Origin of the sequence: Variovorax paradoxus (genome assembly GCF_902712855.1) — a bacterium.
GTDB classification, from domain to species: domain Bacteria; phylum Pseudomonadota; class Gammaproteobacteria; order Burkholderiales; family Burkholderiaceae_C; genus Variovorax; species Variovorax paradoxus_Q.
The window spans coordinates 71,466-87,979 of sequence record NZ_LR743507.1 but is presented as its reverse complement, the minus strand read 5'-3'; the positions used below and the strand labels follow the sequence as shown (position 1 = coordinate 87,979).

Here is a 16,514-nt window from a genome sequence, read left to right as displayed (position 1 = left end):
CTCCGGTTCTTGGTGTCGGTGGTTGCGCAAGGCTCAGGCAAGTGCCGTCGCGCTGCGTTCGCTGGCGGCCGTGTTCCAGTCCGCGGGCATGGCGTCGGGCGACAGCGGGTCGCGCGGCAGCACGCGGTGCAGCAGCACCAGTTGCGCCCAGTGCAGGCGCGCGGCGGAGCCGGTGTGCGAGGCCTCCCACGCCATCGCGATGGCGCTGGTGCAGTGATAGAGCGCCGAGGCGGCCTGCCGTGCGAGCACGTCGCCGCCCTCGTGCGCGGCGGTCTCGGTCAGCGCCGCGGCGCGGGCGAGCGCGTCGCGCAGCGCCTTGGCAAAGCCGGGTGCGAGCGTGGCGTCGGCCAGCAGTTTCTCGCAGTGCGCGCGCAGCACGGGCAGCGAGCCTTCGCGCTTGACCGCGCGGATCACGTCCAGCGCCACGATGTTGCTGGTGCCTTCCCAGATCGAGCCCAGGTGCGCGTCGCGCACGAGCCGCGCGTCGCTCCACTCCTCGATGTAGCCGCAGCCGCCGCGCACTTCCATCGCATCGCCCGTGACCTTGCGTGCATCGCGGCAGGCGCGGAACTTGATGAGCGGCGTGAGGATGCGCAGCAGCGCATAGGCGTCGGGCTCGCCCGCGTCGGAACGCGCGAGCGCCAGCGCGGTCTGGCACACCATGGTGCGGGCCTGTTCGGCCGGCAGGCGCAGCTTGTCGAGCTGGCGCTGCATCAGCGGCATCTGCGCGAGGGTGCGGCCGAAGGCGCGGCGCTCCGAGGCGATGAATTCGGCCTCGGCCACTGCCCGGCGCATCAGGCCGGCGGCACGCACGCCGTTCGACAGGCGCGAGTTGTTGACCATGTCGACCATCTGCACGAAGCCGCGGCCGGCCTCGCCGACCAGGTACGCGCGCGCGCCTTCGAGGCGGATCTCGCCGCTGGCCATCGAGCGCGTGCCCAGCTTGTGCTTCAGGCGGATGATGCGGTAGCGGTTGAGGCTGCCGTCGTCGAGCCGGCGCGGCAGCAGAAACAGCGACACGCCCTTCATGCCCGCAACGCCGCCGGATGCCTCGTCGGCGCGTGCGAGCACCATCGCGAAGTCGGCGTCGGGGTTCGAGCAGAACCATTTGTCGCCCGTGAGGCGCCAACTGCCGTCGGCTTCCTGGTGCGCCAGCGTGGCGGTGGCGGCGATGTCGGAGCCGGCGGCCTGCTCGGTCATGAACATCGCGCCCTGCGCGAGTTCGTCGAAGTCGAGCGATGTCAGGCGCGGCAGGTACCTGGCGACCAGCTCGGGCGTGCCGAACTTCTTCAGCGTGCGCGTGAGCGAATCGGTCATCGACACCGGGCAGCACAGGCCGAACTCGGCCTGCACGAACAGGTAGGTCAGCACGTATTTCACAAGCGGCGGCATCTTGCCGTGCCAGCCCAGCGTGTCGTCGCGGTGGGAGACGGCGGCCAGGCCGAACTCGCTGAGCGCGAGGCGTTCCATCTCGATGTAGGCGGGGTGCTTGACGACCTTCTGCTCGTCCAGCCCGGTGCGCGTGCGCTGCTCCAGCGTGGGCGGGTTGCGGTCGGCGGTGCCGGCCAGCTCGTCGAGCAGGCCGCCCGCGAGGCCGCCCAGGCGCTCGAAGTGCGGCTGCATGTGTGCGCGCAAGTCGTCGGGCAGGTAGAGCGCCAGCAGGGCATGCAGTTCGGTGTCGGTGCTGAACAGGTTCTGGCCATGGCGATCGGGGATCGGATGGGCGTGCTCAGGTGCGTGTTCGGACATGCGCTTTGTCTCCTGGGTGTCTGGTTTGGCGCATTGTTGAAGCCACGACGATCCGTGTCTAATATCGATTTGGTCTTGTTCGATTCGATCTGAATATCCATGGAACTGCGGCACCTGCGCTACTTTTCCGTGCTTGCCGAAGAGTTGCACTTCGGCCGCGCGGCGCGGCGCCTGTCGATCTCGCAGCCGCCGTTGTCGGTGGCGATCCGGCAGCTCGAAGACACGGTGGGTGCGCGGCTGTTCGAGCGCAACAGCAAGGAAGTGCGCCTCACGCCCGCCGGCGAGGCGCTGCGCCTGTCGGCGCGCCGCGTGCTGCTGCAGGCCGAGGAAGCGGCACTGGAGGCGCGCGACGTGGCACTGGGTTCGGCCGGCCGGCTGCGCATCGGCTTCGTCGGTGCCATGCTGTACCGCGGCCTGCCGCAGGCGCTGCGCACGTTCCAGGCGAAGCATCCGGCGGTGCGCATCACGCTGAGCGAACTCAACTCCGGCGTGCAGATCACCGAACTGCTGAACGACCGGCTCGACCTCGGCTTTGCCCACACGCGCCGCGTGCCGCTGGAGTTGCAGCACCGGCTGCTGCTGTCGGAACCCTTCGTGGCCTGCCTGCCGGCAGGGCACCCGATGGCGCGCAGGCGGGTGCTGGCGCCGGCCGACCTGCGCGACCAGCCTTTCGTGCTGTTCTCGCGCGAGGCCTCGCCCGACTACCACGAGCGCATCCTGTCGATCTGCGCGGACGCCGGCTTCCTGCCCGAGGTGCGGCACGAGGTGCGCCACTGGCTCGCGGTGGTGTCGCTGGTGTCGCAGGGCCTGGGCGTGGCGCTGGTGCCGCAGGCCATGCGGCATTCGGCGTTGCGCGGCGCGGTGTTCAGGCCGCTCGACCGCGCCGTGGCGCAGTCGGAGGCCTACGGGATCTGGCGCTCGGGGCCGCAGAACGTGCTGGTCGAGCGGCTGCTGCAGGGGGTGGCCAGCGCGCAGCCGGCCGCCGCCGGACCGCCCCAAGGCGGCCGGGCCTCCCAATCGGAGGGTGGCGAATTACACGCAGCGAAGCGGAGTGAAAAGCCGGGGGGCCGGCATTCCTAGGCGTAGAGGGGCTCTTCCGCCATCTGCTCGCACTGGTCTTCCAGCACCAGAATCTGCCCCTTCCAGTAGTCGCTGGAGCCGAACCACGGAAAGTTGATCGGGAAGATCGGGTCTTCCCAGCGCCGCGCGAGCCACGCGCTGTAGTGGATGAGACGCAACGTGCGCAGCGGCTCGATCAGCGCCAGCTCGCGGCGGTCGAACTCGCGGAACTGCTCGTAGCCGTCGAGCAGGCCCGACAGCTGCGCGGTGCGCTGCGCGCGGTCGCCCGACAGCAGCATCCACAGGTCCTGCACCGCGAAGCCGGTGCGCGCGTCGTCCAGATCGACGAAGTGCGGACCGCCGCCGGGGCGGTCGGTGGGCGTCCACAGGATGTTGCCGGGGTGCACGTCGCCGTGCAGGCGCAGCTTGCGCGGCTGGAAGTCGGAGGCCGGCGGCTGCAGGGCCAGCGCGGTCTGGCGCACCATGTCGAGCGCCGCATTGCAGGCGGTTTCCCAGTCGCGCTGCACGTCCATCGGGATCTTGTCGTTCTCGAGCAGCCAGTCGCGCGAGTCGAGGCCGAAGGTCTGCAGGTCGAGCGCGGGTCGGGCCTGAAAGGGCTTCGCGCTGCCCACGGTGTGGATGCGCGCGAGGAAGCGGCCCACCCACTCGAGCACTTCGAAGTCGTCGAGCTCGGGCGCGCGGCCGCCACGGTAGGGGCTCACGCTGAACGCGAAGCCGGCGTGGTGGTGCAGGGTCTTGCCGTCGAAGGCCAGCGGCGGAACGGCCGGCACCTCGCCGGCGGCCAGTTCGAGCGAGAAGGCGTGCTCCTCGAGGATCTCGGCCTCGCTCCAGCGGCCCGGGCGGTAGAACTTGACCACCACCGCCGAGCGGTCTTCCAGGTAGACCTGGTAGACCCGGTTCTCGTAGGAGTTGAGGCCGGTGAGACGGCCGTCGCCGTGCAGGCCGAGCGTCGCGAGCGCGTCGAGCACCACGTCGGGCGTGAGGCTCTCGTAGGGATGTGTGTTCGCGGGCGCCGCGGAAGAAAGGGTCATGTGGCGATTGTCGCCACTCGGCGCCTGCGCGCTTCAGGCGCGCGCGGGTTGTCTGGAAAGAGAAAGGATATGACCGGTGCGCGGGTCGCCCTTGCCCCCGAGCACGTGGCCGTAGGCGGCCTGCACCGCCTCGCCGCCGTCGTGGTGCTCGGCGTGCAGCCAGGGGTTCTTCGTGTCGGTGACGGCCGCCAGGAATTGGTGCCAGGCCGCGACCATGCGCCGGGCGAACTCGTCGGCGCCCCATTCGCCGGTGCGCTTCTTGATCTGCGCGGGCGCGAAGAACAGCGTGGCGCGCGGGCCGGCCAGTTCCTTGCCCGCGCCCTTGGCCGCGAGCTGCTCCACGTGCGTGCCGCCGATCGAGCTGCTGTACTTCAGGTTCGCGAAGCGTTCGTGGATGGCGTTGCGCAGCGCGCCGTTGCCGGCGAAGTCGACGTACACGCAGGGCGTGTCGGCCGCGATGGTGTCCAGCGCATCGTAGGTCGCCACGCGGTCGTAGCAGCCCAGGCTCTCGCAGAAGGCCACGTTGGCGGGCGAGGTGAGGCCGATCACCTCGACGTCCTTGCGCTGGTGCAGCTGGAAGGCCGTGCCGTACGCCGTCTTGCTCGATGCGCTGGACAGCAGCATCGTCTTCGCGCCGAAGAAGTCGTTGTCGCCCATGAAATCGTCGATGAGCCACGACGTGATGAACAGCGGGCGCAAGAGTGCCTGGATGTCCTCGGTGTCGGCGGTGTAGAGCGGGTCGCTGGCGCAGCGGAAGTACTGGTTGTAGACCGCAGGCAATGCCGCGCGGTGCCCGGCCATGTCGGTGAAGCGCTCGGGCGACAGCCGACCCGGGGTCAGCACCGCGGCGGAGGCCATCGGCCAGTAGCCGTACAGCCGCTCGCCCGCCGCGACGCCCGGGTGCAGCGACTGCACCACGCTCGCGAAGCCCCACACCGGAACGCTGCCCCAGCCCTCCTCGCCGGTCGGGTAGAACTGCCAATAGCTCATCGCGTCGCCGAAAGCCGCGTACGTGATGTTGTTCGAGGTGAGCGCAAAGCCGTCGATGCGCACCCGCACCTGGCCGTCGGCCAGGGCTTCGTCGGTGGCGGTGTGAAGGCGCGTGGTCGCGAGCTGGTCCTTGCGAACGAAGAGGCTGGTGGTGCTCATGGCGGAAGCTCCGGCAGTGGGTATGACCGCGACATTAGCCAAGCCCGGTGAAAGGCGCTACCGCGCGCCGCATTCCGGCGTCACCCGTGAGACATCGACCTCCCATGAAAAAAGCGACCCGGCGGATGGCCAGGTCGCTCTTCAAAAAGGAACAGGCCCCCTTCAAGCGAACACCAAGGAACCGGCTTTGCCGGGCCTTCGGTGTTGCCCCCGGTAGGGGGTTGGCGTAGCGACACGAAGTGCGCGAAGCCTGGGGGCGAGCTCAAACAATGCTGAGTTCGACGTCGATGTTGCCGCGCGTGGCGTTCGAGTACGGGCACACCTGGTGGGCGGTGTCGACCAGCTTCTGCTTGGCTTCGGCATCGAGGCCCGGCAGCGTGATCGCCAGCTTCACGGCGATGCCGTAGGCGGCGCCGCCGTTCGTCGGGCCGAGGGAAACGCTGGAGTCGATGGCGACGTCGTCCGGCACCTTCACGCCGATCTTCGGGCCCACGGCCTTCATCGCACCGATGAAGCAGGCGGCGTAGCCGACCGCGAACAGCTGCTCGGGGTTGGTGCCGGGCTTGCCCGAGCCGGGCGAGCTCAGCTTGACGTCGATGGCGCCGTCGCTGGACTTGCCTGCGCCGTCACGGCCGCCGACGGTGTGGGCTTCTGCGGTGTAGAGCACTTTGTCGAGCTTGGTGGTCATGGTGATTTCCTTTGGTGAAGTGAGGAAGGGACAGGGGAAACGCGAGCCGCGCGCCGGACTGATCTACGCGGCTTTCTTGATGCGGTCGCGCAGAGACTGGATCTGCTGCGTGAGCGCAATGAGTTCCGGCACCGAGCACTCGGTGGCGGCCATGAGGCAGGCAGGCACGTCGGCGGCCTTGGTCTTCAGCTTGCGGCCAGCGGCGGTGAGCGTGATGTGCACGCGCCGCTCGTCGGCCACGTCGCGCACGCGGGCCACGTAGCCGTTGGCTTCGAGGCGCTTGAGCAGCGGCGTGAGCGTGCCCGAGTCGAGCGACAGCAGTTCGCCGAGCGCGGAGACCGTGGGGCCGTCCTGCTCCCAGAGGGCGAGCATGACGAGGTACTGCGGATAGGTGAGCTGGAGCTTCTCGAGCACCGGCTTGTAGAGGCGCGTCATGGCCAGCGAGGCGGAATACACCGCAAAGCACAGCTGGTTGTCCAGCTTGAGCATTTCGTCGGCAGTGACCTGGGTGGAGCGCATGGGCTGAATTCTAGCGAGCAATTAAATTGTGTGCAAGGTAATTGGAGCGTGTCCGGTTTTCGTGGGCACGCGCAGCGCCTTCGCCGCGCGCGTGGTATTCAGGCGGACTTGCCGCGGCCGGATTTCTTCGGGGTCTCGGCGCGGGGCGTGGTCGCTGCCGCGGACGCCATGCTGCCATTGGCCTGGTCGATCCACAACAGGGAATCGACGTACGACATGAACCGGTTGAGGTATTCCGGCGAGAGGTCGCGCATCAGGATGAGCGCGCGATGCACCAGGTGGTGCGAGTTGAGCGGACCTGCGTTGTCGGGCACCTTGGCCAGCGACTGGTGCAGGCGCCGATCGGCGCTGAGCTTCGACCAGGTGCTGCGGAAGTAGCTGACGGCCTTGAGGTCCGGCGCGGGCGCGTTTTCGGCCAGGCCTTCGCCCGGCGGCGGCGCGTGCCGCGCGATGTGCGCGACCAGTTCGGCGAGCGCACTGCGGCCGGGCTCTGCTTCTTCGGTGCGAGCGTCCACGCTGCGCGATGTCTCGAGCGCCTCGCGGTACGCGGAAAGCAGCTGCGCCACCTTGTCGTCGAGCAGGCGCCGCGCTTCGCCGTCATGCGCTTCGGCACGCCGGGCCATCGCCTCGATGAAGCGGAAGCGCACCGGGTCGAAGCGGTCGTCGCCGCGCTCGCGCCATGCGGCGAGGTCTGCGGCCACTTGTTCAGCCACGGGGCTTGATGGTTTCGGCGCTGCGCGAAGGCCGCGGCGTCGGCGCCATTTCCACGCGGCGGTTCTTCGAGCGGCCGTCCGCGTCGGCATTCGACGCCACCGCCTGCTCGGAGCCGAAGGCCGCCGCGAAGATCGCCGACGAAGGCACGCCGGCCTCGATCAGCGCGCGCGTCACCGTCAGCGCGCGTTGCGCCGACAGCTCCCAGTTGTCGGCGAACTGCCGTGCGTTGTCGCGCATCTGCCGGTCGTCGGTGAAGCCGCTCACCATCAGGATCTCGTCGCGCGAGCGCAGGTAGGCCGAGAGCGGCGCCGCCAGGCTCCTGAGCAGTTGCCGGCCTTCGGGCTGCAGGTCGGCCGAGTTGAAGGCGAACAGCACGTTGCCGCTGATGCCGATGCGGCCGTTGTTCAGCGTCACGCGGCCCGCGGCGAGCGGCCCTGCCAGGGCTTCCTCGAGCGTCTGCCGGCGCTTGGCTTCGGCTTCGCGCTGCTGCACCTCGGCTTCGAGCCTGGTCGCGAGCTCGAGCTGCATGCCCAGCGCGCACACCAGGATCAGCACGAAGGCGCCCAGCAACCCCGACATCAGGTCGCCGAACACCGCCCACACCGGCACGCCGGGATCGGCGCCGCCGTCGAGTTCGTCGTGCATCGCGTCAGGCCTCGCTGCCCACCGCCGCCTGGCGGTCGGCGATGCGCTGCAGGTCTTCCACGATCTGCTTCTGCGACATGATGCTCAGGTCGATCACCTCGCGCGCCTGTGCCACGTAGTAGGCCAGCTGCTCGTCGCTGCGCGCGATCGACTTGCCCAGCGCGCCCTCGATGCGCTGCAGCTGCGCACCCATCTTCTCGTTCGATTCGCTGAAGAGCTGCACGGCCAGGCCGAAGGCTTCGCCCATGCTGGCCACCTCGACGGCACCGCCGGTGATCTGTGCGGCCACCGTCGACATCCTGCCGGTCTCCTCGTCGATCTTCTCGGTGAAGCGGCTGCCCACGCGCTCGAGCACGTCGGCCGACGCGGCCACCAGCGAATCGACTGCGGCGCGCTGCTCGGTGGACGCGTGGTTCACCGCGTCGAGCAGCGTGGAAAGCGTGTCGAGGATGCGGCTGCGCTCTTCCAGCATGGCGTTGTCGCGCGCCATGCTGTCCGACAGCTTCTGGCGCAGCTCGGCCACCACCTCGGCCGCGACGCGGGGCGCCTCGGAGGCCGCCTGCAGGAGCTGTGCGATCTCGGCGATGGTGTTCTTCGCATGCGCCTCGTTCTGCACCGACATCTCGCGCGCGGCCTGCGCCATGGCCTCCAGCAGTTGCTGCTGCTGGCCGAGCGTGCTTGCGCCCGCCTGCTGCCATTCGTTGCGCAGCGAGCCGGCCATCGACGCGAGCGATTGCGTCCATGCCGCCAGCCGCTGCTCGTCGCGCGATGTCAGGTCCGTCTGCAGTTCGGCATGCGCCCGGCCCACGCTGCCCAGCAGCGAGGCCGAATGCTGTTCGAAGGCGGCGGCCGCCGCGGTGAGCGCGTGCTGCGTGTCGGCGGACAGCTTCTCGCTGGCCTGCCGGTGCTGCGCGAGCGCGCTGCCCCAGGTGTCCGAGACCTGGCCCACGGCACCCTCGAGCCGTGCCGCGACGCCGTCGACCAGTGCCGCCGAGCGGTTGCCGAAAGTCTCGGCCAGCCGGTCGTGCGCACCGCGCACCTCGGCGGACAACGCCTGCGTCGTGCGCTGGTGCTCGGCCAGCGTGGATTGCCAGCTGTCCATGCTGTCGGCGAGCTTCTCGCGCAGCGCGGCCATCACTTCGCCCGCGACGCGCGGCGCCTCGGCCGCGGCCTGCAGCAACTGCGCGATCTCGGCGGTGGTGGCCTTCGCATGCGCCGCGGTCTCGGCCGACATCTCGCGCGCGGTCTGCGCCATCGTCTCCAGCAGGTGCTGTTGCTGGCCGAGCGTGTTCGCGCCGGCCTGCTGCCATTCATGCCGCAGCGCCTCGGCCATCGCGGCCAGCGACTGCGTCCATGCCGACAGGCGCTGCTCGTCGCGCGATGCCAGCTGCGACTGCAGCTCGGTGTGCGCCTGGCCCACCGTGCCCAGCAGCGAGGCCGAGTGCTGTTCGAAGGTTGCCGCTGCGGCAGCGAGCGCCTGCTGGGTATCGGCGGTCAGCTGCTCGCTCGCCTGCCGGTGCTGCGCCAGCGCGCTGCCCCAGGTCTGCGACACGGTGCCCACGGTGCCCTCGAGCTGCGACGCGACGCTCGCCACCAGCGCCGAGGAGCGCTCGCCGAAGGCATCGGCCAGCCGGTCGTGCGCGCCGCGCACCTCGCCCGACAGCGCCTCAGTGCTGCGCTGGTGTTCATCCAGCGCCAGCTTCCAGGTCTCGGCGACGCGGCCGGTGGTGGCCTCGAAGCGGGTGGACAGGCCGTCGAGCTGCTGCTGCACCGTGTGCGCGAGCGTGTCGTGCAGCGATGCGGTCTCGCGCGCGATGCCGGCCATGGTGGCTTCCACCACCGGCTGGATCGCCGTGCTGGCGATGCGCGCGCTTTCGGTCAGGCTGTGCTTGAGCGACGCATCGACCGACGAGGCCAGGCCGGCATAGGCCGCCTCGGTGCGGCCGTAGAAGCCGTCCTGGCCGGCGGCGAGGCGCTCGTTGAGCGCAAGGCTCTGGCGTTCCATCGCGGCCATCATTTCCTGCAGCTGGCCCACCAGCGCGGGCATGGCCTCTGCCTGCTGCTGCAGCAGCCTGAAGGATTCCTCGCGCTGGTGCACCTGCGAGTAGGGGCGCAGGATGGTTGCGATCTTCGTGTCGAGCAGTTGCCCGGCCTGCAGGCGCTCGCGCCGGCTCAGGGCCGAGGCGAAGCCCAGCATGGCCGACGCGGCCACGCCCGCCACCGAGGTGCCGAAGGCCAGGCCCAGGCCCTTCACCGGCGCGGACAGCGACGCGCGGATCGACTGCAGGTCGGTCGAGCTTTCCAGCGCGATGCCCGTGCCATTGAGCGTGACCACCATGCCGAGGAAGGTGCCGAGCATGCCCAGCAGCACCAGGAAGCCCGCGAGGTACGGCGTCATGGCCGGACCCGGCAGGCCCATGCGCTCGCCCTCGATGCGCTGGCGCACTGCGTTCTGCAGCGAAGGATGCAGCTGGGCGAGCCAGGCGCCCAGGCTGGCAGGCGGCGCAGACAGTTCGCCCGCCGCCTTCGTCAGCGTCGAGGTGGCCTGGTGGAAGCGGTGCAGCTCGAGCGCGCCCATGACGTAGAACGCGCCCACGAGGACGGTGACGGCCAGCGCCAGCGGGTTGGAGCCGATGTAGCCCGCGCCGGCCCAGCACACCACGGCCAGGCCTGCGGCCAGGACCGCGTGATGAAGGAATCTGTTCATTGAGGAGTGTCTTTGTGACCTGTGCGAAAGGCTTCGAGCAGCCCGTCCACAGGTTGGAATCGAAGGTCCAGTTCGGCCAGCAGCACATCGCGGGCGTCGCGGCGGAACGTGTCCAGCCATGCCTCGGGTGCCGCCTGCCGCAGGCGCCTGAAGTGTTTTTCGAGCAGGGCGGGCACGCCGGCCAGCAGGCTGCGCTCCTGCGCGCCGAGCACCTGCTCCATGACCACGTCGACCGCCGCCAGCCGCGCCATCTCGGGCGAGCGGCTCGCCAGCCGGGCGCGCAGCCTGCCGCGCAGCGGGCCGACGCCGGCCTCCATCGCCTGCTGGCGGGCGAGGTAGCGCTGGCGGAAAGGCGAGAACTCGACGGGAACGGCCGGGTCCATGGCGGCGTCGCGCTCCGGCGACGCAGCGAAAGTGCTGTCTTCCGCGATGGCCGCGGCCAGTGCGGCCCGCACGCGCCGGCATTCGGTTTCCTCGGCGTTGGCGGACGCGCGCGAACCGGGCGGCGAAGCCCCCGGAGTGCCATTCAATGCAGCAGACAACGAGATGGCGTCGGTCCACCCGAACCACTGACTCAGGCGGTCCGCGGTGACTTGCCGGGGTTCGCGGACATCGGCCTGGGAGAGCCGGGAGAGCAAGCGAGTGAGCGCCGAGCCGTTGAATCCTGCGCGCGCTGAAACTTGCGCCATACAGCCAGATACCGCCCGTTCGAAAAACCTGGCAGTCTACACCGAAGGCCCGATCTGGCCGGGCCCGTTACAGCCCCTGACGCGTCTGTGGGACGGCCTCCCGCGGCCGTCCGTTTCAGCCCCTGAAACGCTTGCGCGTGAGCGCCAGCGCGATCCAGAAAGCCACCACCGCGTACACCGCCAGCACGGCCGCATGCAGCCACCACTGCGGCGGCCACTGGTCCATGAACAGCGGGCGCACCAGCATCACCGCATTGGTCAGCGGCAGCCATGCCGCCACCGCCTTCACCGCCGCGGGCAGCTGCTCGAGCGGGAAGAACACGCCGCTCAGGAACATCATCGGCGTCATGAACAGCGTGAAGTAGTAGGTGAAGAAGTCGTAGCCCTTGGCCAGCGCGTTGAAGATCAGCGCGATCGACGAGAAGGTGATGCCCGCGCCGATCAGCACCAGCCACGCCACGATCAGCTTCGGCGTGTGGCTGATGCCCAGCCCGAGCATCACGAACAGGATCGCGGTGACGGTGAAGATCGACTTGAACGCGGCCCACAGCATCTCGGCCAGCACGATGTCGTCGAGCCCGACCGGCGCGTTCATGATGCCGTCCCAGGTCTTCTGCACATGCATGCGCGAGAAGGCCGAGTACAGCGCCTCGAAGCTCGCCGCGTTCATCGCGCTCATGCAGATCGAGCCGCTCGCCAGGAACAGGATGTAGGGCACCTTCACGCCGTCGACCGCCACCTGTCCCACCAGCGCGCCCATGCCGTAGCCGAAGGCCACGAGCCAGATCAGCGGCTCGGCGATGTTGCCGATCAGGCTCGGCAGCGCGAGCTTGCGCCATACCAGCAGGTTGCGCAGGAACACGGGCCACCAGCGCAGCGAGAGTTCGGGCGCGCGCCAGACGGAGGGCGAGGGCGGCGCGGCGGTTGTTGTCGTCGTTGTTGTCGTTGTTGTCGTGTTCATGGTCTAGCCGTCTTCGCGGATCTGGCGGCCCGTGAGCTTGAGGAACAGGTCCTCGAGGTTGGCCGGGCGGTGAAAGGTGCGCAGGCCGCCATGCTGCGTGAGCGCATCGAGCAGCCGCCGCGCGTCCTGCGTGTAGAAGAAGACCGTCTCGCCGCTCACTTCCACGCGCGCCGCCATCGCCCGCAGCTCGGCAGACTCGGCCAGCGACAGCGCGCCGTTGCCGTACACCTCGACCACGTCGGGCTCCAGGTGCTCGGCGATCAGGTCGCGCGGCTTGCCCTCGGCGATCTTGCGGCCGTGGTCGAGCACCAGCAGCCGCGAGCACAGGCGCTCGGCCTCGTCCATGAAGTGCGTGGTCAGAAGGATCGACTTTCCCTGCTGCAGCAGCACCTGCAACCGTTCCCACATCAGGTGGCGCGCCTGCGGGTCGAGCCCGGTGGTGGGCTCGTCGAGCAGCAGCAGACGCGGGTCGTTCACCAGCGCGCGCGCCAGCGACAGCCGTCGGCGCATGCCGCCCGACAGCTCGCCCGGCTTGGCGTCGGCCTTGTGCGAGAGCGCCGCGAACTCCAGCAGCTGCGGCACGCGCGCACGCACCTGCGCCTTGCCGTAGCCGAAGTAGCGGCCGTACACCACGAGGTTCTCGGCGCAGCTGAAGTCGGGGTCGAGCGTGTCGAACTGCGTGACCACGCCCAGCTGCGCCTTGATGGCCAGCGCGTCGCGCGGCATCTGAAGGCCCAGCGCGGAGATCTCCCCGCCGTCGGGTGCGGTGAGGCCCAGGCACATGCGGATGGTGGTGGTCTTGCCGGCGCCGTTCGGGCCGATCACGCCCAGGCATTCGCCGGGCGCGATCTCGAACGACAGGTCGTCGACGACCGTGGTGTCGCCATAGCGCTTGCGCAGATGGCTGACCTGGAAGAGAGGAGACATGTGCAAGCGTAGGATCATAGGCAGGTTCAGATGTCGCGAAGAGACAGTGTCCGAAGCACGTTGCGTTCGCAAGATCAGAGCGCATCGATCGATGGATAATCCCGCGATGTTCAGAGCAACTTCAGGCGGCGCCGCGCTTGCGGCGTCCGCAGCACTCGCCGCGCTGGCCCTCCTAGCCGGCGCGACGCCTGCCTCGGCGGCCCCGCCCGGCGAATCGAAGCGGTGCGAGGCGCTGCACGCCGTGGCCAACGAAAGTCCCGGCTTCATGCCCCGCCGCGGCGGGGTCGTCACCGGCACCGGGCGCGCGCACCTGCACACCGCGCCGGACGCGGGCTGCGACAGCGGCAAGTTCCTGGTGCCGAACGACCGCGTCACCCTCTACACGCCGTACAAGGAATGGGTGCAGGTGATGTTCATCCATCCGAAGACGGGCGAGGACACCATGGGCTGGATGCTCGGGAGTCGCTTGAAAACCACGGGCACGATGGGACCCTCCTGAGCCGTGTAGAAACTCGCGCAGCCGACGGCACAATCGACACCCGATTGCAATTTGCGGCGGGAGGCCCAAGGATGTTGCGTTTCGTGTTGGCGCTGCCGCTCCTGGCGGCGCTCGGCGCCTGTGCGCCGTTCCACCGGCCACTGGCGGCCGCGGACCGGGGCAAGGTGCGTGAGGTCGACGTGCGTGTCGTCGTTGCGCAGGAGAGCTTCATGTTCTCGGCGCAGGCGCCCGGCGTGAGCGCAGCCACCGGCGGCGGCCTGATCGGCGCGCTGATCGATTCGTCGGTGCAGCAGTCGCGCCAGAAGGCCATGAGCGCCGAGGTGCAGGCCATCGTCGGTCCGCTGCTCGACTACGACTACCGCGTGGAAGCCGGCAAGGCGCTCGAGGCCGCGCTGGCCGAGCCGACCGCCTTCCCGCTGAAGATCCGTTCCTCGCAGGTGCTCGCCGCCATGCCGGTGAAGGCCGAGCAGGACGCTCGCATCGCCGCCACCCGGGACGGCCCCGCCTACATGGTCCTTCTGCTGCAGTACGCCCTCGAGCCCGGCCTGGGCGCCTTCACCACGCGCACCTCGGCGCTGCTGTGGCAGGACGGCCGAGCCGAGCCGAGCTACCGCGCCTCGGCCATCTACCAGACGCCGGTCGGCGGCATGGTGCGCAGCACCGTCGTGCGCCGCCTCGTGGCCGACGACGGGCAGGTGCTGCGCGGCGTGATGCGCGAGTCGCTCGTGCAGACCCTGCACGCGGTGGCCATGGACATCGCCGGCGCGCGCGGCACCGGCGTGAAGACCGCGCGCTTCAACGTCAACGGCTCATGGGTCACGCTGGCCGGCCAGAGCTTCGACGAGCAGCCCGGGCGCGTGCTGTTCCGCGACCAGGACGGCGCGATGTACTCGGTGCGGAGCGCTGCGCCATGAGCCTCGTACGCCGGAGCATGACCTTGCTGTGCGCGGCATCGGTCCTGTGCGGCGCCGCCCACGCGGTGACCGAGAGCGAACCGCTGCCGATGCTGTTCGAGGCCTCGCCCGACGCCGCGCTTTCCGCGGAGCGGCCCGACGGCGTGCCGGCCGCTTCGCCGCGGCTCGTGCGCGGCTGCATGCTGTACCTGCCGGGCGTCGAGGACGCGCGCAGCAACAAGGCCAATGCGGGCAACCTCACCCTGATGCTGCCGACGGTGCACGCCACGCCGCGCTCGGTGCAGTCGCTGCGCAGCGGCGACGCCACGGCCTGGACGCGCGGCGCGCTGCAGTCCACGGGCCGCTACGGTTTCCAGCCGGTGTTCGGTTCCGCACCCGCGAACGTCCAGCCCAATGCCGGCGCGAACCAGGTCACTGCCGACGTGGCGCTGCGCCTGGCGCATGCCTGGTCCGCCGACCTGAACCTCGTCTCGCACGTGGTGCTCAAGGCCACCTACCGCCTGCCCGGCGGCGAGACCGCGGTGCGCCAGTACCACGGCATGGGCGCGCGCACCAATTTCGCCAGCGGCAACGGCGAGTTCATGACGGTGCTCAACCTCGGCCTCGAGGAAGCGGTACACGCCATGGCCGTCGACGCCGCGGCGCTGTGCAACGGCAAGCCCCTGCCGGCACCGGTGGCCGTGCCATGAAGGGCATGCTCGAACTGCACCTGACCTGCGGCACGCTGCACGACGGCCAGATCTCGTCGTTCGTCGCGCTGTGCGAGCAGGTCGGCCTGCGCCCGCTGCTGATCGACTCCCACCATGGCGAGCCGCGGCGCCAGCCATCGGCCGCTGCGTGGCTGCGTGCCGACCTCGAGGAAGCCAAGGCCGAGGCCATGGCGCTCGCGCAGTGGCTGGCGCGCGCGGGCATGGCCGTGCTGGGCGTGAAGGTCGACGCGCGCGTGAGCGACACGCAGTACCTGGAGCGACCCGGCCACTACTTCGAGTGGCGCGGCAAGCTGCGGCCGCAGCCCGGTTTTCACGACCTGGGCGCATTGCGGGCGCTGTGCGAGTCGCACGGCGCGCATCTCTCGCGCGACAGCCTGCGCGAGGAAGCCGACACCTGCTTCATCACGCTGCGCGGACGGGCCACGCTCTCGGAATTCAGCGCGAGCGTGGCAGCGCTCACCGCGCAACTCGCGCAAGACGGCTGGCCGCTGCTCAAGCAGGATTCCGAGATCTGCCTGCACGACAGCCGCGAGCCGCTCGAGCCCGACCTGCTGGCGCCGTATGTGCTGCCGCGCAAGCCTCCGGCATCGGCTGCGCCGGATGGTACCGGCGGCTAAAGCCTGAGACCGCTGAACTCCGTCTTCATCCAGTCGATGAAGGCTCGCGTGCGTGCCGGCAGCAGCCGTGCGTTCGGGTAGATCACGCTCACCGGGCGCGGCGGCGGCTCGAAGTCTTCCAGCACCAGCGACAACCGCCCCTGCGCCACGTGCGGCAGCACCTGGTACGAGAAGAAGGTGCCGAAGCCCATGCCCGCCGCGCAGGCCTCCAGCGCCGGCGCGATGTGGTTGAACTCCAGCCGCGTGTCGGGCGTGACGCCGATGGTCTTGCCGCCCTCGCGGAACAGCCATTGCGCCGGGGCGCCGACGCGCCCGCGCACGCAGGGCGCGCCTTCGAGCTCGCGCGGATGGCGCGGCATGCCGTGTGCGGCCAGGAACGCGGGGCTCGCCGCCACCACGCGGCGGATGCTGCCGAGTGCCTGCGCCACCAGCGACGAGTCTTCCAGCGCGCCGATGCGGATGCCCACGTCGATGCCTTCCTCGAGCAGGTTCACCGTGCGGTCGTGCAGGTGGACGCTGCAGCGCACCTTCTCGTGGCGCTGCATGAAGCGCACGATGGCCGGCGCCACGTACATGTGGCCGAACAGCACCGGCGCGGTGATGGTGAGCTGGCCCGCCGGCTCGCGCGCCTCGGCCTTCAGCGCGAGGTCGGCGGCGTCGGCCGCCAGCAGCACCTCGCGCGCGCTCGGCAGGTAGTGGCGACCCTCTTCGGTCAGCGAGAGCCGGCGCGTGGTGCGGTGGAACAGGCGCACGCCCAAGTGCGCCTCCAGTGCCGCGAGCGAACGCACCACCGCGGGCAGCGAAGTGCCGAGCGCGTCGGCTGCGCGGGTCAGGCTGCCCTGGTCGGCAATCTGCACGAAGGTCTGCATGGCCTTGAAGCGATCCATCGCGCAATTAAACCGGAAAACGCAGCAG

17 protein-coding genes are annotated in these 16,514 nt (G+C 69.8%); 5 read left to right on the top strand and 12 right to left on the bottom strand.

Features of this window, described 5'->3' with window-relative positions; translation table 11 throughout:
* Positions 1-33 precede the first annotated feature (33 nt).
* A complete protein-coding gene (locus AACL56_RS00460) occupies positions 34-1,749 on the bottom strand; it encodes an acyl-CoA dehydrogenase family protein (protein ID WP_339087883.1) in 1,716 nt (571 codons plus the stop codon).
* A 99-nt stretch (positions 1,750-1,848) separates the two neighbouring features.
* Here AACL56_RS00460 and AACL56_RS00455 point away from each other — a divergent pair, with 99 nt between their 5' ends.
* Complete coding sequence (locus tag AACL56_RS00455; protein WP_339087882.1) at positions 1,849-2,829, top strand: LysR family transcriptional regulator; 981 nt, start codon at positions 1,849-1,851, stop codon at positions 2,827-2,829.
* On the opposite strand, the gene AACL56_RS00450 is transcribed toward AACL56_RS00455, so the two are convergent.
* The 10 genes from AACL56_RS00450 to AACL56_RS00405 all read right to left on the bottom strand — a co-directional run bounded on the left by AACL56_RS00450 (position 2,826) and on the right by AACL56_RS00405 (position 12,859).
* The gene (locus tag AACL56_RS00450) at positions 2,826-3,860 is read right to left on the bottom strand and encodes a serine/threonine protein kinase (protein ID WP_339087881.1); all 1,035 of its coding nucleotides are present in this window, start codon (positions 3,858-3,860) and stop codon (positions 2,826-2,828) included. The genes AACL56_RS00455 and AACL56_RS00450 overlap by 4 nt on opposite strands.
* A gap of 33 nt (positions 3,861-3,893) precedes the next feature.
* Positions 3,894-5,009, bottom strand: coding sequence for a DUF2855 family protein (locus tag AACL56_RS00445; protein WP_339087880.1), 1,116 nt, complete (start codon positions 5,007-5,009; stop codon positions 3,894-3,896).
* A 262-nt stretch (positions 5,010-5,271) separates the two neighbouring features.
* Positions 5,272-5,697: an organic hydroperoxide resistance protein gene (locus AACL56_RS00440; RefSeq protein ID WP_339087879.1), complete on the bottom strand. Its 426-nt coding sequence runs from the start codon at positions 5,695-5,697 to the stop codon at positions 5,272-5,274.
* 63 nt (positions 5,698-5,760) lie between these two features.
* On the bottom strand, positions 5,761-6,216 hold the full coding sequence (locus AACL56_RS00435) for a MarR family winged helix-turn-helix transcriptional regulator (RefSeq protein ID WP_339087878.1): 456 nt from the start codon (positions 6,214-6,216) through the stop codon (positions 5,761-5,763).
* A gap of 98 nt (positions 6,217-6,314) precedes the next feature.
* Positions 6,315-6,929 carry a DUF2894 domain-containing protein gene (locus AACL56_RS00430; RefSeq protein ID WP_339087877.1) on the bottom strand — a complete coding sequence of 205 codons (615 nt, stop codon included), beginning with the start codon at positions 6,927-6,929 and terminating at the stop codon, positions 6,315-6,317.
* Complete coding sequence (locus tag AACL56_RS00425; protein ID WP_339087876.1) at positions 6,922-7,575, bottom strand: OmpA family protein; 654 nt, start codon at positions 7,573-7,575, stop codon at positions 6,922-6,924. The genes AACL56_RS00430 and AACL56_RS00425 overlap by 8 nt, the downstream gene beginning before the upstream one ends.
* 4 nt (positions 7,576-7,579) lie before the next feature.
* A complete protein-coding gene (locus AACL56_RS00420; protein ID WP_339087875.1) occupies positions 7,580-10,282 on the bottom strand; it encodes a DUF802 domain-containing protein in 2,703 nt (900 codons plus the stop codon).
* Positions 10,279-10,971 (bottom strand): DUF3348 domain-containing protein, encoded by a 693-nt coding sequence (locus AACL56_RS00415; RefSeq protein ID WP_339087874.1) that lies wholly within the window; start codon positions 10,969-10,971, stop codon positions 10,279-10,281. Before AACL56_RS00415 ends, AACL56_RS00420 begins: the two co-directional genes overlap by 4 nt.
* A gap of 115 nt (positions 10,972-11,086) precedes the next feature.
* Positions 11,087-11,932, bottom strand: a complete 846-nt coding sequence (locus AACL56_RS00410; protein ID WP_339087873.1) for an ABC transporter permease — start codon at positions 11,930-11,932, stop codon at positions 11,087-11,089.
* Between the two features lie 3 nt (positions 11,933-11,935).
* The gene (locus AACL56_RS00405) at positions 11,936-12,859 is read right to left on the bottom strand and encodes an ATP-binding cassette domain-containing protein (protein WP_339087872.1); all 924 of its coding nucleotides are present in this window, start codon (positions 12,857-12,859) and stop codon (positions 11,936-11,938) included.
* 106 nt (positions 12,860-12,965) lie between these two features.
* Here AACL56_RS00405 and AACL56_RS00400 point away from each other — a divergent pair, with 106 nt between their 5' ends.
* The 4 genes from AACL56_RS00400 (at position 12,966) to AACL56_RS00385 (ending at position 15,599) form a co-directional block, all read left to right on the top strand.
* The gene (locus tag AACL56_RS00400) at positions 12,966-13,358 is read left to right on the top strand and encodes a hypothetical protein (RefSeq protein WP_339087871.1); all 393 of its coding nucleotides are present in this window, start codon (positions 12,966-12,968) and stop codon (positions 13,356-13,358) included.
* A gap of 71 nt (positions 13,359-13,429) precedes the next feature.
* Positions 13,430-14,272 carry a hypothetical protein gene (locus AACL56_RS00395; RefSeq protein ID WP_339087870.1) on the top strand — a complete coding sequence of 281 codons (843 nt, stop codon included), beginning with the start codon at positions 13,430-13,432 and terminating at the stop codon, positions 14,270-14,272.
* Positions 14,269-14,961, top strand: a complete 693-nt coding sequence (locus AACL56_RS00390; protein ID WP_339087869.1) for a hypothetical protein — start codon at positions 14,269-14,271, stop codon at positions 14,959-14,961. Before AACL56_RS00395 ends, AACL56_RS00390 begins: the two co-directional genes overlap by 4 nt.
* The gene (locus tag AACL56_RS00385; protein ID WP_339087868.1) at positions 14,958-15,599 is read left to right on the top strand and encodes a hypothetical protein; all 642 of its coding nucleotides are present in this window, start codon (positions 14,958-14,960) and stop codon (positions 15,597-15,599) included. The genes AACL56_RS00390 and AACL56_RS00385 overlap by 4 nt, the downstream gene beginning before the upstream one ends.
* Here AACL56_RS00385 and AACL56_RS00380 read toward each other — a convergent pair.
* Positions 15,596-16,486: a LysR family transcriptional regulator gene (locus AACL56_RS00380; protein WP_339087867.1), complete on the bottom strand. Its 891-nt coding sequence runs from the start codon at positions 16,484-16,486 to the stop codon at positions 15,596-15,598. The genes AACL56_RS00385 and AACL56_RS00380 overlap by 4 nt on opposite strands.
* Between the last annotated feature and the right edge of the window lie 28 nt (positions 16,487-16,514).